14 protein-coding genes are annotated in these 18,902 nt (G+C 44.7%); 7 read left to right on the forward strand and 7 right to left on the reverse strand.

Annotation, left to right across the window (positions count from 1 at the left end; all coding sequences use genetic code 11):
• Positions 1-404 precede the first annotated feature (404 nt).
• On the reverse strand, positions 405-2,054 hold the full coding sequence (gene ettA / locus H3S94_RS09110) for an energy-dependent translational throttle protein EttA (protein ID WP_077992821.1): 1,650 nt from the start codon (positions 2,052-2,054) through the stop codon (positions 405-407).
• A 593-nt stretch (positions 2,055-2,647) separates the two neighbouring features.
• Here ettA and H3S94_RS09115 point away from each other — a divergent pair.
• Positions 2,648-3,235 carry a hypothetical protein gene (locus tag H3S94_RS09115; protein WP_198240839.1) on the forward strand — a complete coding sequence of 196 codons (588 nt, stop codon included), beginning with the start codon at positions 2,648-2,650 and terminating at the stop codon, positions 3,233-3,235.
• 92 nt (positions 3,236-3,327) lie between these two features.
• Positions 3,328-3,669 (forward strand): hypothetical protein, encoded by a 342-nt coding sequence (locus H3S94_RS09120; protein ID WP_077992824.1) that lies wholly within the window; start codon positions 3,328-3,330, stop codon positions 3,667-3,669.
• Positions 3,670-3,950: 281 nt separating this feature from the next.
• Here H3S94_RS09120 and pncA read toward each other — a convergent pair whose 3' ends face one another.
• Positions 3,951-4,562 carry a bifunctional nicotinamidase/pyrazinamidase gene (pncA, locus tag H3S94_RS09125; protein WP_077992826.1) on the reverse strand — a complete coding sequence of 204 codons (612 nt, stop codon included), beginning with the start codon at positions 4,560-4,562 and terminating at the stop codon, positions 3,951-3,953.
• 91 nt (positions 4,563-4,653) lie between these two features.
• On the opposite strand from pncA, the gene H3S94_RS09130 reads away from it, so the two are divergent.
• Complete coding sequence (locus H3S94_RS09130) at positions 4,654-5,952, forward strand: UDP-glucose/GDP-mannose dehydrogenase family protein (protein ID WP_077992828.1); 1,299 nt, start codon at positions 4,654-4,656, stop codon at positions 5,950-5,952.
• Between the two features lie 115 nt (positions 5,953-6,067).
• The gene (locus tag H3S94_RS09135; protein WP_198240840.1) at positions 6,068-7,540 is read left to right on the forward strand and encodes a glycosyltransferase family 39 protein; all 1,473 of its coding nucleotides are present in this window, start codon (positions 6,068-6,070) and stop codon (positions 7,538-7,540) included.
• Between the two features lie 181 nt (positions 7,541-7,721).
• Here H3S94_RS09135 and H3S94_RS09140 read toward each other — a convergent pair whose 3' ends face one another.
• Both H3S94_RS09140 and H3S94_RS09145 read right to left on the reverse strand, forming a co-directional pair.
• A complete protein-coding gene (locus H3S94_RS09140; protein WP_077992830.1) occupies positions 7,722-8,051 on the reverse strand; it encodes a lipid-A-disaccharide synthase N-terminal domain-containing protein in 330 nt (109 codons plus the stop codon).
• Positions 8,048-8,779: a glycosyltransferase family 2 protein gene (locus H3S94_RS09145; protein ID WP_077992831.1), complete on the reverse strand. Its 732-nt coding sequence runs from the start codon at positions 8,777-8,779 to the stop codon at positions 8,048-8,050. The genes H3S94_RS09140 and H3S94_RS09145 overlap by 4 nt, the downstream gene beginning before the upstream one ends.
• A 596-nt stretch (positions 8,780-9,375) precedes the next feature.
• Between H3S94_RS09145 and H3S94_RS09150 the strand changes: the two genes are divergently transcribed.
• A complete protein-coding gene (locus H3S94_RS09150; RefSeq protein ID WP_198240841.1) occupies positions 9,376-9,981 on the forward strand; it encodes a hypothetical protein in 606 nt (201 codons plus the stop codon).
• 456 nt (positions 9,982-10,437) lie between these two features.
• On the opposite strand, the gene H3S94_RS09155 is transcribed toward H3S94_RS09150, so the two are convergent.
• Entirely contained in the window at positions 10,438-11,889 is a 1,452-nt protein-coding gene (locus H3S94_RS09155; RefSeq protein ID WP_198240842.1) for a PLP-dependent aminotransferase family protein, read from the reverse strand.
• A gap of 45 nt (positions 11,890-11,934) precedes the next feature.
• Here H3S94_RS09155 and H3S94_RS09160 point away from each other — a divergent pair, with 45 nt between their 5' ends.
• Positions 11,935-12,651 carry a pyridoxamine 5'-phosphate oxidase family protein gene (locus tag H3S94_RS09160; RefSeq protein ID WP_198240843.1) on the forward strand — a complete coding sequence of 239 codons (717 nt, stop codon included), beginning with the start codon at positions 11,935-11,937 and terminating at the stop codon, positions 12,649-12,651.
• Between the two features lie 76 nt (positions 12,652-12,727).
• On the opposite strand, the gene H3S94_RS09165 is transcribed toward H3S94_RS09160, so the two are convergent.
• Positions 12,728-13,786, reverse strand: coding sequence for a DUF475 domain-containing protein (locus H3S94_RS09165; protein WP_077992840.1), 1,059 nt, complete (start codon positions 13,784-13,786; stop codon positions 12,728-12,730).
• Positions 13,787-14,344: 558 nt separating this feature from the next.
• Between H3S94_RS09165 and H3S94_RS09170 the strand changes: the two genes are divergently transcribed.
• Positions 14,345-14,968: a YceI family protein gene (locus tag H3S94_RS09170; RefSeq protein WP_077992843.1), complete on the forward strand. Its 624-nt coding sequence runs from the start codon at positions 14,345-14,347 to the stop codon at positions 14,966-14,968.
• Positions 14,969-16,033: 1,065 nt separating this feature from the next.
• Here H3S94_RS09170 and H3S94_RS09175 read toward each other — a convergent pair.
• Positions 16,034-18,902 (reverse strand): Ig-like domain-containing protein (locus H3S94_RS09175; RefSeq protein ID WP_198240844.1); only part of this gene is annotated, 2,869 nt, incomplete at its 5' end.

An 18,902-nucleotide genomic window follows, 5' to 3' on the forward strand; every position in this document is an offset into this window, starting at 1 on the left:
CCTTTCCATTTTCCGATCGCTGCGAACCGGATCAATAGTGTAGCTGCCGAACGAATATATATTAAAGGTGCGCATTATTGCTGGAATATAAATCATATTCCTGATTGTTCCGGACAAGCTTTACAAAACACCCGATTGTTCCGAACAATCCTTGGAAACCAATTGTCAAACCGCTTTTGTCATCCACTTCTTCCCGCCCCGTCTTTTTCGGCGAGTTTAATGTCAATATTGCCTGCCGGACTCCATGCTCGCGCAAAATGATATATTTCAGGATTGGAATAAAAATGAATATTCCAAATTAAAAGGCGGGTTTTTCGCCCCGCCTTTCCTGACAATTTCCGTTCACAATCCTGTTGAGGAATAATTCTTGAAACAGAACCGGATGATTGTGTCTAACGGTTCGACTATCGTGTCAAACGTTTATAGGTTACCCGTTTCGGGTTGACGGATTCCGGCCCTAAACGGCGTATTTTATCGGCCTCGTATTCTTCAAAATTGCCCTCGAACCATTCCACATGACTGTCGCCCTCGAAAGCCAGCATATGGGTTGCCAGACGATCAAGGAACATACGATCGTGACTGATAACAACAGCGCAACCGGCAAAGTTTTCGAGCGCCTCTTCAAGCGCTGCCAGCGTTTCTGTATCAAGATCGTTGGTCGGCTCGTCGAGCAGCAACACATTGCCGCCTTCTTTCAGAAGTTTGGCAAGATGAACGCGGTTTCTCTGCCCGCCTGAAAGGTTACCGACCTTTTGCTGCTGGTCGCCCCCCTTGAAGTTGAATGCACCACAATAGGCACGGCTATTCATTTCATATTTGCCGAGCTTTATAATATCATTTCCGCCGGAGATTTCTTCCCAAACCGTTTTATCAGGATCAAGTGCATCGCGACTTTGATCGACATAGCTCATTTTGACAGTATCCCCGATGCGGATTGTTCCTGCATCCGGCTTTTCCTGCCCCGTCAACATTTTGAACAAAGTTGTTTTACCCGCACCATTGGGGCCGATAACACCGACAATTCCGCCGGCCGGCAATTTGAAGGAAAGATCGTCGATCAATACATGGTCGCCAAATCCTTTGGTTAAATGTTCGACTTCAATGACAACCTGCCCCAGTCTTTCACCCACCGGTATGATGATTTGTGCTTCACCGGGACGACGATCATTGGCAGCCTTGACCAATTCGTCATAGGCTTTGATACGGGCTTTCGATTTTGCCTGACGGGCTTTCGGACTTGAGGCAATCCACTCCTGTTCACGTGTCAGGGCTTTCTGTCTTGCAGCCTCTTCCCGTCCCTCCTGTGCCAGACGTTTGGCCTTGGCTTCGAGATAGGCAGAATAATTGCCCTCGTAAGGTATGCCATGCCCGCGATCGAGTTCCAGAATCCAGCCGGTGACATGGTCAAGGAAATAGCGATCGTGGGTGATAATCAGAACAGCACCCGGATATTCGCGCAAATGCTTTTCAAGCCAGGCAGTCGTTTCGGCATCAAGGTGGTTTGTCGGCTCGTCAAGCAGTAACAAATCGGGTTGCTGGAGCAACAATTTGCATAAAGCGACGCGGCGTTTTTCACCGCCTGAAAGTTTGGAAACATCCGCATCAGCCGGCGGGCAACGTAACGCATCCATTGCCATATCCACTTGTGAGTCAAGATCCCAGAGATTCTGGCTGTCAATGACATCCTGCAATTTTGCGCCTTCTTCGGCCGTCTCGTCCGAATAATTCATCATCAATTCGTTATACCGGTCGAGAATTGCCTTTTTTTCGGCAACACCTTCCATAACATTGCCGCGTACATCCTTTGTCAGGTCGAGAGCGGGTTCCTGCGGCAAATATCCGCAAGTTGCCCCTTCTGCCAGCCAGGCTTCACCGGTAAACTCTTTGTCGAGACCGGCCATAATGCGCAAAATAGTTGATTTGCCCGCGCCATTCGGCCCCAAAATACCTATTTTTGCGTCCGGATAAAAAGACAAATTGATATTGTCCAAAATCTTTTTATTACCATAGGATTTGCTAAGTCCCGCCATATGATAGATAAATTGCCGAGCCATATATGTTTTTCCATTCCTTGATTGACGCGTTCAAAGCTGCCTTTATACAAACGATCTTTTCGCTCGCATTTTTAATGAAAACACGTTTTGAAACCACATTGTTTCTGGTCTTTTAACTGAAACGGGCACAATCGGCAATCTTTGAGAAGAGCAAAACAATTCCAAAATGATCTTGCCGAAATAACCTTTCAAAGAAGATGGGCAAATAGCGCTCCCTTAACACCGCTCCGATCACATAGATCCGGCATGATCGACATAACAGCTATAACCGTGACAGAATATTTATCGACGCGATTACAAGGCTTATCAGTGATATAATTGTTAAAAGAGCGGATTCTGTTTCCAAAAGGCCAAATTCTGCAAAAACCGAATTATAGCCAGTTGCTGACATGAAACAGTGCACACTGTGCTTTCTTCAAACCACTTGATTATTGTGCATAAAAGCGGTTTTTAAGGCTTGTCCGGCGAGAACAATGTCGTATTACCCCCCTTTAACCGCTTGCTTCAGTTTCTTTCGTTTTTTCAAGCGATCGTGTTATATGTTCTTTTATTGAAACAAAATATAAATATGACATTTGCGTGAATTGCATAAAATGGTTGGGCAGGTTTTGACGAGCGAACAATCAACTGGTGTCACAAGACCTATCATTTTCGACCGGAATGGAAACACTTCTGTTCCCGCCGAAAACAATGTTCTTCTCGTGCCCGACAGCCTCTATGAACTGCCTGTTTCCTTTACCGGAATGAAAACAATATGTTACCGCATCACCGGACATACAATTGTCGAAAATCCCGCACCTCGAAATGCCATTGTTCTTTATGCGCCTTTTCCATTGGGACTTTGGGCAGTTCATGCTTTGGCCGACGGACATTTTGCCAAATTGATTCTGGATAAGCGCGAGCAATATCGTAACTGGCACAACCGGCTTTCTCGTATATGGTTGAAAAATGAAAAACGGCGCATGGGGTCTGATGTCTATAGTCCCCTGATGATGCGAAGACTGCGCGAATCTTTATCGGTGGCTGATTATTTCCCACTCAATATAGGTGATTGGATTTATTTTTCAGAAAAATTACAACAACAATCAGGTCAATTATCGCAAGCTATACTCTGGCTCGATAAAAAGACAAGTTATCAAGATGTTTTGTCTTTTTCATGCTTGACAGAGGTATCAAAATAGCAAAAAATTTTCTTGATGATTTTAAATGTTCGCATCTTTTTGTGCCGATATAGCCGGTCAAAGGAACGTTTATTTTTAATCGGGAGACTTTTATGCGTTTCGCTCAGACACTATTTCTTTTAGCTTTTTTACCTGCATCTGCTTTTTCACAAGAAACCAATATCGAATGTAAAGACCTTGCCGGAGTTGGTCGTTCTGTCATGATGGTTCGTCAAAGCGGCGTACCGATCGAAAAAACAACCAGCCTTATTTTAAACGGGCTAAAAGAAAAGTCACCCGAAGACCAGAAAATACTTGATCCGGTATATAAAAAAATTGTCGAACTCGCTTATAAGGAGAATCAGTTTTCGACCAATAGCGAGCGGATTGAAATTACAAACAAATTTGCCAGACAAATTTTCGAGCGCTGCGCCAGACGCCTGCCGAAAAGCTAGAATATTCAGGCCTTGATTTAATAATCATCATCCGGCTCCGGCAAAGCGTGTAGCTATAGAAGAAAGCGCATTGATAGATGAATGGGTTAACTTTTCGCTGGTAAAGCCTGACTGGTCAGGTTGTTAATGCGGCCGTTTGGAACGTGTTTGTGCTTTCCTTTTGACAGCAACCGGCGGGCGACAGTTCGACCTATACTGTTTTCAAGAAAAGCGAAACGATCGGAAACAAGCCGTTTTATCGGAAACAAGCCGTTTTTTTTGAAAGACCGGCGCTTGACGGGTTAAAGTGCTCCCATCAACAGATTCACTCCGGTATCATTCATTGTTTTCAACATGAGATCAAGCGAACCGTTAAGATCCAATCCAGCACAAGCACCAAGCGCGACCGACACGTCAAAGCCACAATTCTTTGCGTCGAGTGCTGAATAGGCCACACAAAAATCTGTCGCCAAACCGCAGAAAGTAAGCTTGTGCAAACCGCGCTCTTTTAAATAGCCTCGCAATCCGGTGGGTGTTTTACGGTCATTTTCAAAAAATGCGGAATAGCTGTCTATTGCCGGATTCATACCTTTTCTGATTATCATTTCGGCCTTGTCAACGGGAAGAGACCCGTGAATTGCTGCCCCGTTCGAGCCTTGGATGCAATGATCCGGCCAAAGTGTTTGCGGGCCATAATCGACATTTATGGTATCGTAAGCGGAAGCCCCTTGGTGATTGGAAGCGAAACTCTGATGGTTTTGCGGATGCCAATCCTGTGTGAGAATAACATGATCGAAGCGCATCATCAGCGCTTGGACTGTCGGGAGGATGAGATCACCATCCGGAACGGCGAGTGCACCACCGGGTAAAAAATCGTTCTGAACATCAACAACGATAAGAGCCTCGCCTGCCATTTTTTCTCCCCTTATTTCCCTCACTTGACGGTTGAAGTCACGTGAAAACAGTCATATCAAAAAGGCATGATATTTTGCAAGGAAGACTTTGATGAAAATTACCATGATCGGTAGCGGGTATGTCGGGCTGGTTTCGGGCGTATGTTTCGCCGAATTCGGATTCGACGTGACATGTGTGGACTCCAATCCTGATATTATTTCGCGGTTGAAAAAAGGTGAAGCCACAATTTTTGAACCCGGTCTTGATGAAATGATGATAAGAAACATCAAGGAAGAACGCCTCTTCTTTTCAACCGATCTGGAAAACAGCGTCAAAGAAGCCGATGTTATTTTCCTCGCTGTAGGCACACCATCGCGCCGCGGCGATGGTGAAGCAGACCTGCATTTTATAGAACAGGCTGCCGATCAGGTGGCCCATGCCATGAAAGATGGTGCAGTCATCGTTATCAAATCGACTGTCGTTGTCGGCACCAATTCCCGCATTCGTGAACGTATACAAAAGCAGCGGCCGGAAATCCGCTTTTCTATGGTATCCAATCCGGAATTTCTGCGTGAAGGTTCGGCCATTGAAGATTTCATGCGTCCCGACAGGGTTGTTGTGGGCGTTGAAGATGAACGTGGGCGCGAAACAATGCGCAAACTCTACCGCCCGCTTTATCTGCGCGAAACGCCGCTTGTCATTACCTCGCTTGAAAATGCCGAACTCATCAAATATGCGGCCAATGCCTTTCTTGCCATGAAGGTCACATTCATCAATCAGGTTGCCGATTTATGCGAAAAAACCGGTGGCAATATTCAGGAAGTCGCACAGGCAATCGGCATGGATAAACGCATCGGCTCCAAGTTTCTGCACGCCGGTCCGGGATTTGGCGGTTCCTGTTTTCCTAAAGATACGCGCGCTTTTGCAGCAACCGGCCTGCGCTATAAGGCTCCCCAACAATTGATTGAAACAGTTATTTCGATCAATGAAGAACGAAAGGTAAAAATGGGCGAGCGTATTATCAAAGCAGCAAAAGAAAAAAATACCGATACGGTTGCTGTGCTTGGTGTGACATTCAAACCCAATACAGATGATGTCCGCGAATCTCCCGCTTTAACGATTATCAAAGTCATGCAGGAAGCCGGTCTGACGATACGTGCTCACGACCCTGAAGGTGAAGAACAGGCAAAAAAAGTTCTCGACAATATTGTCTGGTGTTCTTCGCCTTATGAAGCCGCCAAAGGCGCCGGTGTCCTCACAATCATTACGGAATGGAACGCCTATCGGGCACTGAACCTTAAAAAGCTTGCCGAACTTATGCCATCCGGCAAAATTGTCGATTTGCGTAATATCTATAAACCGGAAGAATTTCAGGATATAGATCTCGATTATATATCCATCGGCCGTTAAGTAGACGGTCATTGTTTGAAACAGAAAATTGTTCACTTGGTGATCGTTTATATGACGATATCCGGTTTGAATGAGCCGACGATTATATAAGCGGGACAAGAAAAGGATGAAGCAGATGGCAAAAAACAAACCGGATTACGGCGTTATCGCTGTTTGCTTCATTATTTTCTATTTCGCATTTGAAGCTTTGTTTGTGTCTGTTATCTCGCAAGGTGCGGGGCTTGACGATGCCGAACTTGCGTCCAATATCAGTTTCTGGAATTGGGGCTATGGCGGTTCGCAGCCGCCGCTTTATACATGGATTGCCTTTGCCGTCGAACAGCTCTTCGGGCTTCATTTCTATTTGTTGCAAATTATCAAATTCGGTCTTCTTGCAACCACTTTCCTCTCGGTTTATCTGGCGCTACGGCTTCTTGACGTGCGCCCTGTTGTGGCAGGAGCATCTATGCTTGCAATGTTCCTGCTGCCCCAAATCGGCTGGGAGTCACAACGTGCGCTTACCCATTCTATTATGGGAACCGCCGGTGCTGCCTATACGTTTCTGGCATTCTGTTTTTTTTGCCGCAAACCCTCTTTTGGACGAGCTATCCTTTTGGGGCTGGCTTGTGCAACCGCAATTTTAGGCAAATATAACGGAGCACTCTTTCTTATTGCACTTTTCGGCGGCACAGCCTTAACGCGGGACTTCCGCAGCGCGCTGAAAAACCGCTACTTTCCACTGGCTATAGTTGTAGCCTTGATCGCTATTGCACCGGCTACCATTTATATGTCTGCCCACCCCGCGAGCGTCGTTGCACGTGCCAACAAACTGGCAATGGGTAAGACAGGGAGCTTCTTTACCGATCGTCTAACCGGTCTTGCCGATTTTTTTACAGCGTCTTTGGGTTTTGTTTCGATTGCGCTTATTATTGCTTTGATATTGGCCGGATTACATAGTTTTTCCAATTCCAAAGTATCCCGATTGACTACAAGAGATGAAAACAAAGCCGAACATCTCATATACCACATTTTGCTTTTCGGCATTTTGCTTGTAGTTGCGCTTGTCCTCGTGCTCGGTATTACAAATGTCAAAGACCGCTGGTTACAGCCATTGCTTTTTCTCGCACCCGCCTATTTTGCAATTGTCCTTTCGCGCTTGTGCTACTCTTTGAAATATGTGCGCGCATTCGGTGTGATCGGCGCTATTGCGGGGCTCGTCGTGCCGTTTGTCCTTTATCTCAACATCGCAACCGCCTATAACCGGTTCGCCCCGCCGGAACAGCTTTTTGACTATAAAACACTTGATCGGACACTTCGCGCTGAAGGGCCGTTTGTCATGGTTTTCGCGCGTCACCCGCAACTGCCCGGCAATTTGCGCCTGCTTGACCCAACGCTCAAGACCATTCACATAGGTTCGCCTTTTGTAATTGAAAGATTGAAGACGCCGCTCATGGTATTATGGACGGGAAACGGAAAATTGCCCGATGACTTGTGCGCAACTCTTTTGAAGGCCGGCTTGCCGACAACAGGAAAAACCGGCGAAGTGGAAATCGGCTTTAACGGAGGAAGCGATGTGAAACGTATCGTTTCATATCTTTATCTGCCTTGAACCATATCTCGCTTGAGAGAAACCGGCAGGAGAGAGACCGGCCGAAGAGAGACCGGCAAGCCAAGCAAAACGGCTCCGGTTCGTTGTCGCCAAGGAGCGCGTTTCTCACGGAAAAACATTATAAAAGCTTGATTTTTGAAAAATTAGCGGCTTTCGTTTTCAGGTGCAATTTCGCCCGCGATCAGGAATTCATCTGTTTGTGTTTCTTTTCGCGGTAAATCAGCGAAAGGTTACGAATATAAACAATGAGCCCCAAGCCCTGACCGGCAATAAAAACAGGGTCTTTCTGCCTGATCGCATATATAAGCAGAAGCGTTCCGCCCCCTAGCGAAAAAAACCAGAATGCAACCGGCATAACACTTTTTCTGGCTTTTTCAGAGGCAAGCCATTGGACAACAAAACGCATCATAAAAAGCGCCTGTGCAACAAAGCCCAGAACAATCCACCCGTCCCACTGGGCGACAAAGACATCATGTAACCATTGGGTAAATTGTGAGAAAATGCCGCTCATTTTTCGCCCTTTGCCTTTATTTCTGTCACCTTGGGAACAACTTTGCGACGGCGACGCAGCCACCAGACACCATAGAGATCGAGAATACCACGAAGGCCGCGATCAAGAATACCGTAATTGGAATGGCCATGGACACGTTGGCGATCGACCACATCAATATGCGTCGTTTTGAAACCTTCACGCAGAACCAGCGCTGGCAAATAACGGTGCCAACCGTCAAAAAACGGCAATTGGCGGAAAAGCTCTGTACGGATTGCTTTTAACCCGCAACCTGAATCGCGCGTATTGTCTTTCAAAATTGCCTGCCGCAATTTATTGGCAAGTTTGGAGGAAAGCTGCTTCAATTTTGTATCGGTACGTTTCAAACGTTGACCGGCGGCAAGCCCGTATTCCGGCCCGGCGGCAATAAGCGCATCGGCAAGTTCCGGTAGATAAGCGGGATTATTCTGCCCGTCACCATCAATCGTCAAAACAATATCGCCTGAAGCCGCAAAAACTCCCGAACGCACCGCAGCACTTTGACCGGCCGAGCGATCATGACGGATATGGCGCAAAGGTTTGCCCTCGCTCATCCGTTTATATAATACCTTGGGTGTATCGTCGGTCGAACCGTCATCCACGACGAGAATCTCGTAATCGCGCCCGTTCATGGCATTATCGACTTCATCAAGCAGAAAAGCCAGATTTTCAGCTTCATTACGACAGGGAATGACGACAGATAGTTTCATTTAAATAACTTCGTTCCAATGCTATGCGAGATTGAATAGCATTGAAAACCGCAAGTGTCTATGAAACGCATCATCACCCGTTGCTGAAACTGTTAAAAACCTTGCTCTTCCTGTTTTCCCGATGGCGTGTTTTTGTCGTACCGTGAAAATTGCAGGTTTCAAGCTTTCCGTGGCCAAACAACCTTTTTACTGCCGAATGCCCGCGTCTGCGTGAATTTATTGGAAAACAAGGGGTGGTAAAGGCATGATCGTGTGAGGGGCACTCTCATCCGTTTTCCTGAAACATCACTTTTAAAAAGCAGCATTATTTGTGTGCACTGTCATTTTGCTGTTCTTCGTTCGCTGCTCTTTATAGACGATTTTCAGCTTGTCCGAAGGCCGATTTTCCAACCCGCATTTGCTTTCCGCTTTTTCTTTCACTTGAAACAATATTTTCAAGCCCACTCTGCACAAGAAAGCAAAAAATGTTCCGACAAAGAAATTTGGTTTTTTCAAATAGATCGCGAATGATTATTCGATATTGTGCAATTTTATAGACACAATTCAAAACCTTTCTATATTCTTTTTAAAGTTCATTATAGAGAGGGATACCTAAAATGGCTCTAATATTTTTGATATTAGGTTTTATTGCATTAATTGTGCTTATATATTTCTTCTATTCACTCGTAAGTACCCAACCACTCTCCCGACAAAACCACTCGCGGCCAGCATTATCAAACCTGTCATTTACATTGATACGGCAAAGATTTACCGGCTTGGGTTGGGTTGGCGTTGTGTTGGTGTTTCTCGCGCCGGTTGCAACGGCAATCATTGTTTCGGCCAATTTGAAAGCAATCGCCGAAGCCACATTTTTTGATACCCCCATCCCCGATTTTACCTTGCTTTACCTTTCATTGGGTTTTCTGGGACTGATCGGTTTTGTCTTCATCATCATCGGACGTGAATTTTATAGTTTTAGTCCTGTAAATGCCAGTCTGGAAGGCGACGGAAATAGACATGCACCTCATCCGGAACCACATCATCCAGCCCCGCATCATACGCCGCCGCATAAGGTTACCCCCGACCATTCTCCCCTTAAACCGGCTCACCCTCAGCCACCGTTACCAGAAAATCCGGCTCCTCTACCCGAAGCAGAACCCGTTCCGCGCCCCGAATTTGTCACGACAATGAAAGACAACATACCTCCGACAACCACACTTTAAAGGCAAAATTTCTAAACGAAATAGTTTTCCGAACCATTGTCTGGATTAAAAAAACTGTAACTATTCCGTTTTTCCTCTTAAAAAATAATAACGGGACAATCGCACAATTGCCCCGTTAAAGATTTCACAACTTAAACGTTTCCAAAAAAGTTTAACAACCGGCTATCTCTGCTATTTCGTCATTTCCCCCTGCCCGCGCTTTTCCAATCTTTCTCCCTCTTTTAAATTTGTAACCCGATTTATTGCCCGAAAAACCCGAAAACAGTCCCGAAAACATTATAAATTGGATTTCAGAAATGCGGGAAAATGAAACAATGCATTTTTCTGATCTCCCTTCATCGGGTCAAAACTTGCCTGATTTTTGCTTGGCCAATTTCAAGAGCATGGCACGGAAACCGCTTTTACCCTTTCCCTAATTCGTATCGAGCTTCTTATGCTTGACGCGTTTTCCAAATCTCAAAACAAACGATTACGGGTTTTATATGTGCCGATTATATCGGAAATTGCTTTTCCTGCTTGTTCAAAAAGTTCGGGCGAAAAGCCGCAATACCCCATGAGTAGGCCGTTTTCACGACTATTCCGGCAATAATTCGAGATTGCGCGAACGGCAAAACCGGCTTTTTGAAGCTCGGCCTCCAATGCGACATCGTTGATATTTTTATCAAGAAGTGTAACGAGATGAAGCCCCTGTCGCGGCGGGGCGAGATGCATGAGATTTGCCCCTTTTCCGCTCTGCAATCCCTTGACGAGAGCATCTCTGTTGTTTTTGACAATCCTGGCTGACCGGCGCAAATGCCGCGCGTAATGGCCGCCATTGATAAAATCGGCCAAAGCTTCTTCAACAAAAGTAACGGCGCGCCTGTCAACGAGACTACGAAATTTGATAAGGCGCTCACATAGGTGCGAAGGTACAACCATATAGGCGCATTGAAGACCGGCAAAAAGCGTTTTGGAAAATGTGCCGAAATAGATAACAGAACCATTGTCATCAAGGCCTTGAATAGCAGTCAGAGGCGAGGCTTCAAAGCGGATTTCGCTATCATAATCATCTTCAATAATCATCGCATTGTTATCTTTCGCCCATTTTAACAAATTGAGGCGCTGCGACAGCCCGATCGTGCCGTCTAAAGGAAATCGTCTTGAAGAGCTGAGCAAAATTGCGTCAGCCGGTGGCAAATTCAAGTCATCGTCAAGTTTATCGTGAGGTAAAAATTCCAACTTCTTGCCGAGTGCTTCAAGTGCCTGAATTGCATTGTGATAAGACGGGTCTTCAACGAGAATTGTCGCTTTATCGCTCAAAAAACATCTCAGGCAAAGATCCAGTGATTGTTGCGTACCGGTCGTTATAAAAATTTGTGAAGCATCAAGGTTGAGCCCTCTGGCTTGCCTCAAATAAGCCGAAAGCGCCTCGCGCAGTTCCAGTGTCCCGCGTGGATCGGTATAGTTATAGTGACGTATACACGCTTTGGCTGCGCGATTGTTCAAAAGGCGGCGAAACACGCTCATCGCTTTGTCATTTTCAAGAGGTATACTCAACTCGCATAAGTGATAGGCCGATTTTTGTTCACGCTCCGGCACCGAAATTCGAGGTTTGAATGTGCGCGATACATTTGAAGCAACAAAACTGCCGCTTCCCCGCTTCGTTATAATGTAACCGTCGGCAGCCAACATTTCATAAGCTGCAACCACCGTTGAACGGGAAATAGAAAACCGCTTTGCCAAATCCCGACTGGGGGGTAATTTCGCACCATACTCGAATTGTTTCTTATCAATCGCTTGCCTGATGAGGCGATAGACATTTGCGGGCTTCCGGCCATTCTCCGGAACAAGCGGCATCATTGCCGACCAGTCGGGAAAATTGGTCTGATTTTTTTGTTTTAATGTGGTTCTTTTTTGTTCCAATTTCATAGAACACTATTGGCGGGTTCTATCAACTTTTGCAAGGCAAATGGAATGACGACCGAAGACTTCTCCATAACCGATAAAAACCGCGTTAAAAGAAGCTACAAACGTGCCTCTTATAAAAAGGAAACAGTTTATCATATTCTCGACAGCTCGGCTCTGGCGCATGTCGCCTATGTGATTGACAATACGCCTTTTTGCACCCCGACAACACATTGGCGCGAAGGCGACTATCTCTACTGGCACGGTTCATCCGCCTCGCGCATGATAAATCGGTTGAAGCAAGGGGTGGATGTATGTGTCACTGTTTCCCGCCTTGACGGATTTGTTCTTGCACGCTCGGCTTTCCACCATTCGGTCAACTATCGCTCGGTGATGTGTTTTGGCAAAGCCATGCTTGTTTCAAATGAAGAAGAAAAATATCGCGCGCTTAACAATATGATCGAGCGTTTTTTCCCGAAAAGAACAGAGGAAATGCGCGAGGTCACGCAAAAAGAGCTGAAAGCAACATCTGTGATAAAGATGAAAATTGATGTCGCGGCAGCAAAAATGCGCGCATCAGGACCTCACGATGACGAGGAAGATTATGCCAACCCCATATGGGCAGGTGTTATTCCGCTCACAACAATTATCGGCACCTATCAACCTGACGACCGTCTTGAAAACGGTATAAATCCTTCAGAATCGCTCAATGTCTGGACAAGCGGCAAAAGACTGGACGATGTTCTGACCGAAACGCAACAAATCTATATGAACCGGTTGACTTGAGAGGAAGAGTGACACTGTGCAACCACCAATGATTGCACAGCAACATCGCCAACTGCGTCAAATTTCTTGTGCGCGCCTAATCTTTCGGAATAGTCAAGTGCCAATCGGGATGATTGCGGTTGAAGCGGATAGAAGAATAAAGAGCAGTCAGAATGAACACCATTCCGATAACACCCGTCACCACTTCGGGAATATGTATGACGGTCTGCAGATACATGATAAATGCGAGAACCAGAATGGCATAAAAAGCCCCATGTTCGAGGTAGCGGTATTGTGCAAGTGTTCCTTTATCAACAAGAAGCACAGTCATCGAGCGGACATAGAAGGCACCAATCCCCAGACCGATTGCAATAACAAAAAGATTGGTAGAAAGTGCAAAAGCGCCGATCACACCATCGAAGGAAAAACTCGCGTCCAATACTTCGAGATAAACAAAAGCACCCACCCCTCCTTTATAGACATTTTCCATCGTATGTTTGCGGGCATCCATTAAAACGCCCAAGCCTTCAACAGCGATAAACGCGAGCAAACCGTAAATTGCCGAAACCAGAAATGTATGGTCGTCTTCCGGTTTTACGAGGCTGGAAAAAATGAGCACAAGGACAAGCGTTATAGCAATCTGTATACCGTGGATTGACGCATATTTTTTTGCCCGCCCTTCCAGAAACAAAATCCAATGGGTTTCTTTTTCAGGGTCAAAGAAATATTTAAGCCCCACCATAAACAGAAAAGTACCACCAAATGCCGCTATACCGACATGGGCATCTGTCATGATTTCTGCGTAATGTTGCGGCTCCCAGATGGCCAGTTTCAATGCCTGCAAGGGGCTGATCCACGCGGCAAAAGCCACCACAATCAATGGGAAAATAACCCGCATCCCGAACACCGCAATAACAATACCCCATGTTAAAAAACGATGTTCCCAAACCGGGCTCATATCACGCAAAATACGCGCATTTATAATGGAATTATCGAATGAAAGTGAAATTTCCAGAACACCGAGAACACAACATATGAACAGATATTCAAATATGCCGCTGGTGGAACCTGTTTCAACATAGCCAAGCCACATACCCAGGCTCAGACCGACAACTGTAAAAATAAAGGCGCCGGTAAAATAGCGTAAAACGCTCATTATATTCCCTCTTTTAAGCAGCCTTCAAAAAAGGCTCTTGGCGTTTACCGGTTCAGGACCAACGTCCTTAAACAAGTTCTATATGGAAACAACATGGTCAAAACGCAAGGGTTTTGCTTCCTTTCCGATGTGAAAAGGTTAACAATATCTCAAATTTTTTAAAGCCGGTTAGAAATCATACTTATTACTTTATAGGCTAGAAACACTTGCGTCGCAGGAAAGAACATCGAATGTGTTAGTCATTTACCGTCATTTGAAAATATATTTTTAAATAAACCATTATTATTTTGTGCCAAGCATTGGCAATGTGACAACTTCCATTTTACCGATTGTAATCGGGCATCATTCAATTCTTTAGAAGAAAATCAATATTTTCAAAAGATTTGTATTTCAAATATTGCAAGTTTCTTCTTTTGAAACCGGAACACAAAACAATCGAACGATTTGATTGTCAATATTCCGGAGACATTCTGTTCCAATTGTTACCCCTTTAAAGATAATAATAAAACGCTAAACTCTATAACATGTTGTAAATTCCTGAAACGGGGAGAAAATAATATGTTCATCAATAAAACAACGATTGCAGCAGCCTTTGTAGTTCCATGCATTTTCTGGGGCGCTTCGGCTGGTAAAGCGGCAAAACTTGATGTTCCAACAGGGGCTTACGTGTCGGATGCAGCACATACAAACCTGTTGTGGAGCATCAAACATTTCGGCCTTTCCAATTATTACGGACGTTTCGACAAAATCGAAGCAAAGCTTGATCTTGATGCAAACGATGTTGAAAAATCGGTCTTGCATGTCAGGATAGATCCGAAGTCGGTTGATACAAACTATCCCAAAACGCCCAATGAATTTAATGACGAAATTGCCGGTGAAATGTTTTTCGACGCCGACAAATACAAAAACATAACTTTTGATTCAACGTCTATCGAATTGACAGGAGAAAAAACAGGAAAGGTTACCGGCAACTTGACTTTTCACGGTGTGACCAAACCTGTTGTGCTTGATGTCACATTGAATGGCACTCTTGCCTCTCACCCGATGACGAAAAAACCCGCCCTCGGTTTTTCTGCAAAAACGGTTATCAAGCGTAGCGAATTTGGCGTCAATGAACTCGAAGGGCCATTGAGTGACGATGTCAACCTTACCATTGAAGCGGAATTCAAACCGGCAGAATAAACATTCGTTTCATATTTTTTGCGAATGTTTGAAATCTATTTATGGCAATCATTTTTCGTAAAACCGGCAGCGAACATGGCGTTTGCAGGCCGGTTTTTCGCTATTCGGGAATATTTGTTATTTGCGGGCTGTAGGGTCTGTTTTTCCTTTGCCCACCCACTTTCAATCATGGACATATAGCGTAAAGTGAAAGTGCTAGCGTGGATTAAAAGAACCCATCTTTTAAAAAAACAGACGCGAAAACCGTTGAGGTGGTAAAATGCAACACCGGTCAGAGCTTGGATAGGGCTTTTCAATTGAAAAACAATCCGTTCTTTTCGAGCACACGGCAAAGAAGCCGGTTGCGCCTATCGTGGCACAAAAGAAATAAAGCTATTCCAACCGAATATGAAATATACCATCCCCGACAGACCGGGCTTAACACCGCTTAACAAAACCCGAACCGACTATTTTACAGTGTTCTGCTTTGCTTAAGTTAATTTGGCTGTGTTTTGCCTTGTTAAAATCAACTTGGCAGCGTTCTGTTTTGCTTAAGTAAAATTGTCTGGTTCTGTTTGGCTTAAGTCAAATTGCCTGTGTTTTGCTTTGCTTGAACGAACTTGGCTATGTGTTGCCTGGCTCTTGGCTATGTGTTGCCTTGCTTAAGCCAATTTTGCTGTGTTTTCTTTACCCACTCTGCTTTGCCAAACCCGTTTGGTGATAAAATGCCTATCGGCCAAGCTGCGGTTCATTCAGACAACATTTTTTATAAAGCCGTGGTTTATGCCTTAAATTCTCTTACCCGCAATCGCACTCCCGCATAGATAAACCGCTTTTTCTATTTGCGCATTCATGATGAACACCGCAATACCAGAATGAACACCGCAATATCACAATGAACGCCACCGTATCACACAACAAAATGCCGGCGATGATTTTTGCTATATCACAATTGCCAAAAGTTTTGAGTCAGATAACTAAAAACCTTCGCGCTGATTATCAACAAATTTAACTTTTCACATTTTTCCACACTAAAGCAACCACAGTTTTATAAAAGCCATTTAATTATTAGGATTTTTTCACATCCTAATTGGCTACAATATTGAATGGATCCCCGATTCTGTAAGTATTTGTTGGAAGGGTGATCCACACATTATATCCATATAATTGTAGATTGGTGCCTGGTGTTCTTGCTTTATAGGTTACCTGATAGGTATAGTCATCTATTTTTTTCCAGTTTGTAGTGTTTACACCATATCGGCTATCTCTCGGCATTGTGGTTGTGGCATTTGGTACATCAATGTAGGAATATTCGGACAGTATTGTTGTGGGATTACCAGAGGTGTCAAAGAGATGAATTGTAACAATGATATCGTCTCCCACTTTATATTCTTTTTTATCTAATTCGATTTTAACAGAATTGGCAAATGCTATCGATGGAGTTATAGAAAATGCATTAGTCGACAATGCGTCCTGCCATTCCGGATATTTTAACGTGAACGTTAAATTCGTGCCGGCTTTTTTTACTACATACACAAATGTCATGTAAGTGTGGCCATCTATTATTTTTAACTCGTCGGGAAAGTAACTGCTGGTATACTTTTCTATATAATCCGACCCCGGACTTGTGAGCACACTTGCCATTTGGTTTTTTTGAAAATCCCCCATAGTATCTCCACCGGTCCCTATAACGTCATCACCATTTTTGTCTCGCAAGCCTATGTATAAATATGCGAAACTACCTGCACTATAAATATCCTTGTCTAAATAAAACTTGGTCGTTTCTTTTACCGGGTTTGAATTAAAGAACAAGATTTTGTAAAAACTATTATTAGTTACTCCCCCATCATAAGTGGGATATAGGGACACATTTCCCCTCTTTAGGACTTTAAATCTCAGCAGATAGGTTCCTTCTTCATTTTCACTTTTTGTTGCATCCAGAAATTCAAATAAGGTGGATGCTTTCAAGCCCAGTTTTGAAGGATCATAAACAATGATATTCCCAGCAAGATCACGCGGTTTAAAGGTGAGCGTTACGATATCATCAAGATAAGGATTGTTATTATCAGCGGTTAAACTGGATGTTCTTTCGTCCAATGGCCCCGCCGTTACAGTGAAATCTTTGGCTAAACTGTTATAAGCGACATTGGAAACCGTCGGTGTAATTGTATAAGTCCTCGCATAGTAGCTCCATACAGAGGCCCCATATTTTCCGCTATCTGTTGACGTTTCCTGAATTTTACTCATAAACATGCTTGATGCGTCTGCATTTTGCGACGTGACGACAAAACCAATGTTGCTCGCCTTCCCTGTCACCAGATTGTTGTAAATATCCCTGGCTGTGAAAGTGACTATTGAAGAACTACCTGATTTATTTGTTGGTGGATCTATTTTGAACTCCGATGTACCTTCATTTATTGCACCGGGGTATATTCTTACCCCTTGGGAAAGAACTGCAACACCCGAAACCGTCGATGTAAAATAATAATACCCCGCTTTTGTGCCCGTGAATGTGGCTTCATAGGTGCCAGGCGATGTCTCTGTGATGTCTGTCAGATTGAGGGCAGTGCCATCGGGAACCACTATATTCCCGCTACTATCTTTGATGGTAAAACCGACATCGCTGCCACTTAGCCCCTTGATGGGATTCAAATTCACGTCCATTGGCTTGAAGGTGAGTTTTGATCCTTTGCTATCACCTGCGTTAAAGCTTGACGGGGTTGCCGTAAAGGTGGATTTAGCTGCATTCGCCGCGCCGACTGTCACCATCACGTTAGCTTTAAGTTCTCCGACAGGTTTATTGGAAATGTTCGGTTTGATTATATATTCCCCGATCTTTGCACCTTTCAATGTAGCAGTGTAAATGCCGCTACCATCGGCTGTCTCTTTGGGCGAAGTGAGATAAACAGGACTGCCAGTTGTAGACACCGTTGTTCCGTTGTTGTCTGTGACGACAAAACTAACCTTGTCACCAGAACCGGTTGTAGCAAGCCCGCTCATAGCGTTGCCATAAACATCTATGGCCGTAAAGGTGAGTGTTGATGACAAGGTTCCATCTGAAGGAATGGATTTCGGATCTACTTCAAATGTGGATCGTCCGGTATCGACATCACCGCCCTTTATCGTCACACTCGCTTCAAGAGTTCCGACAGCAACAGAAGAAACCTTCGGTGTAATTTTATAAGTTCCCGCAAGCGTGCCTTGCAATGTGGCTTTATAGATACCAGCCGGTGACTCTTGAATTTCCGACAGAACAACCTTGTTCACATCCGGCTTGTTACCACCCCCGTCAACAATGTCAAAGGTAAGGTCATTGCCTAATCCTGCAACAAGATTGCCATAAGCATCCTTCGCTGTAAAGGTGAGTGTTGATCCTTGGCTATCACCTGCTTTAAAGGATGTCGGAGATGCGATAAAGGTGGAATTTCCTTTTCCCCCATCGACTTTACCGGCGGTCAATGTCACTTGTGCTTCAAGAGTTCCAACAGCAACAGAAGAAACCTTCGGTGTAATTTTATAAGTTCCGGCAAGCGTGCCTTTCAATGTGGCTTTATAAGTGCCATCCGGTGTCTCTTGAATGTTCGACAGAATAACCTTGTTCGTATTCGGTCTCTTGTTGCTTTCGTCAACAATGTCAAAGGCAAGTTTGTTGCCTAATCCTGCAACAACATTGCCATAAGCATCCTTCGCCGTAAAGGTAAGCGTTGATTGTTCAGTTCCATTTGCTGGAATGGATTCCCGATCTACTACAAATCTGGATCGTCCGGTATCGACATCACCACCCTTTATTGCCACAGTGGCTTCAAGAGTTCCGACAGCTACAGAAGAAACCTTCGGTGTAATTTTATAAGTTCCGGCAAGCGTGCCTTGCAATGTGGCTTTATAAGTGCCACTTTGAGCCGGTGTCTCTTGAATGTTCGACAGAACAACCTTGTTCGTATCCGGCTTGTTACCA

Source organism: Bartonella sp. B10834G3, from assembly GCF_016102505.1.
GTDB classification, from domain to species: domain Bacteria; phylum Pseudomonadota; class Alphaproteobacteria; order Rhizobiales; family Rhizobiaceae; genus Bartonella; species Bartonella choladocola.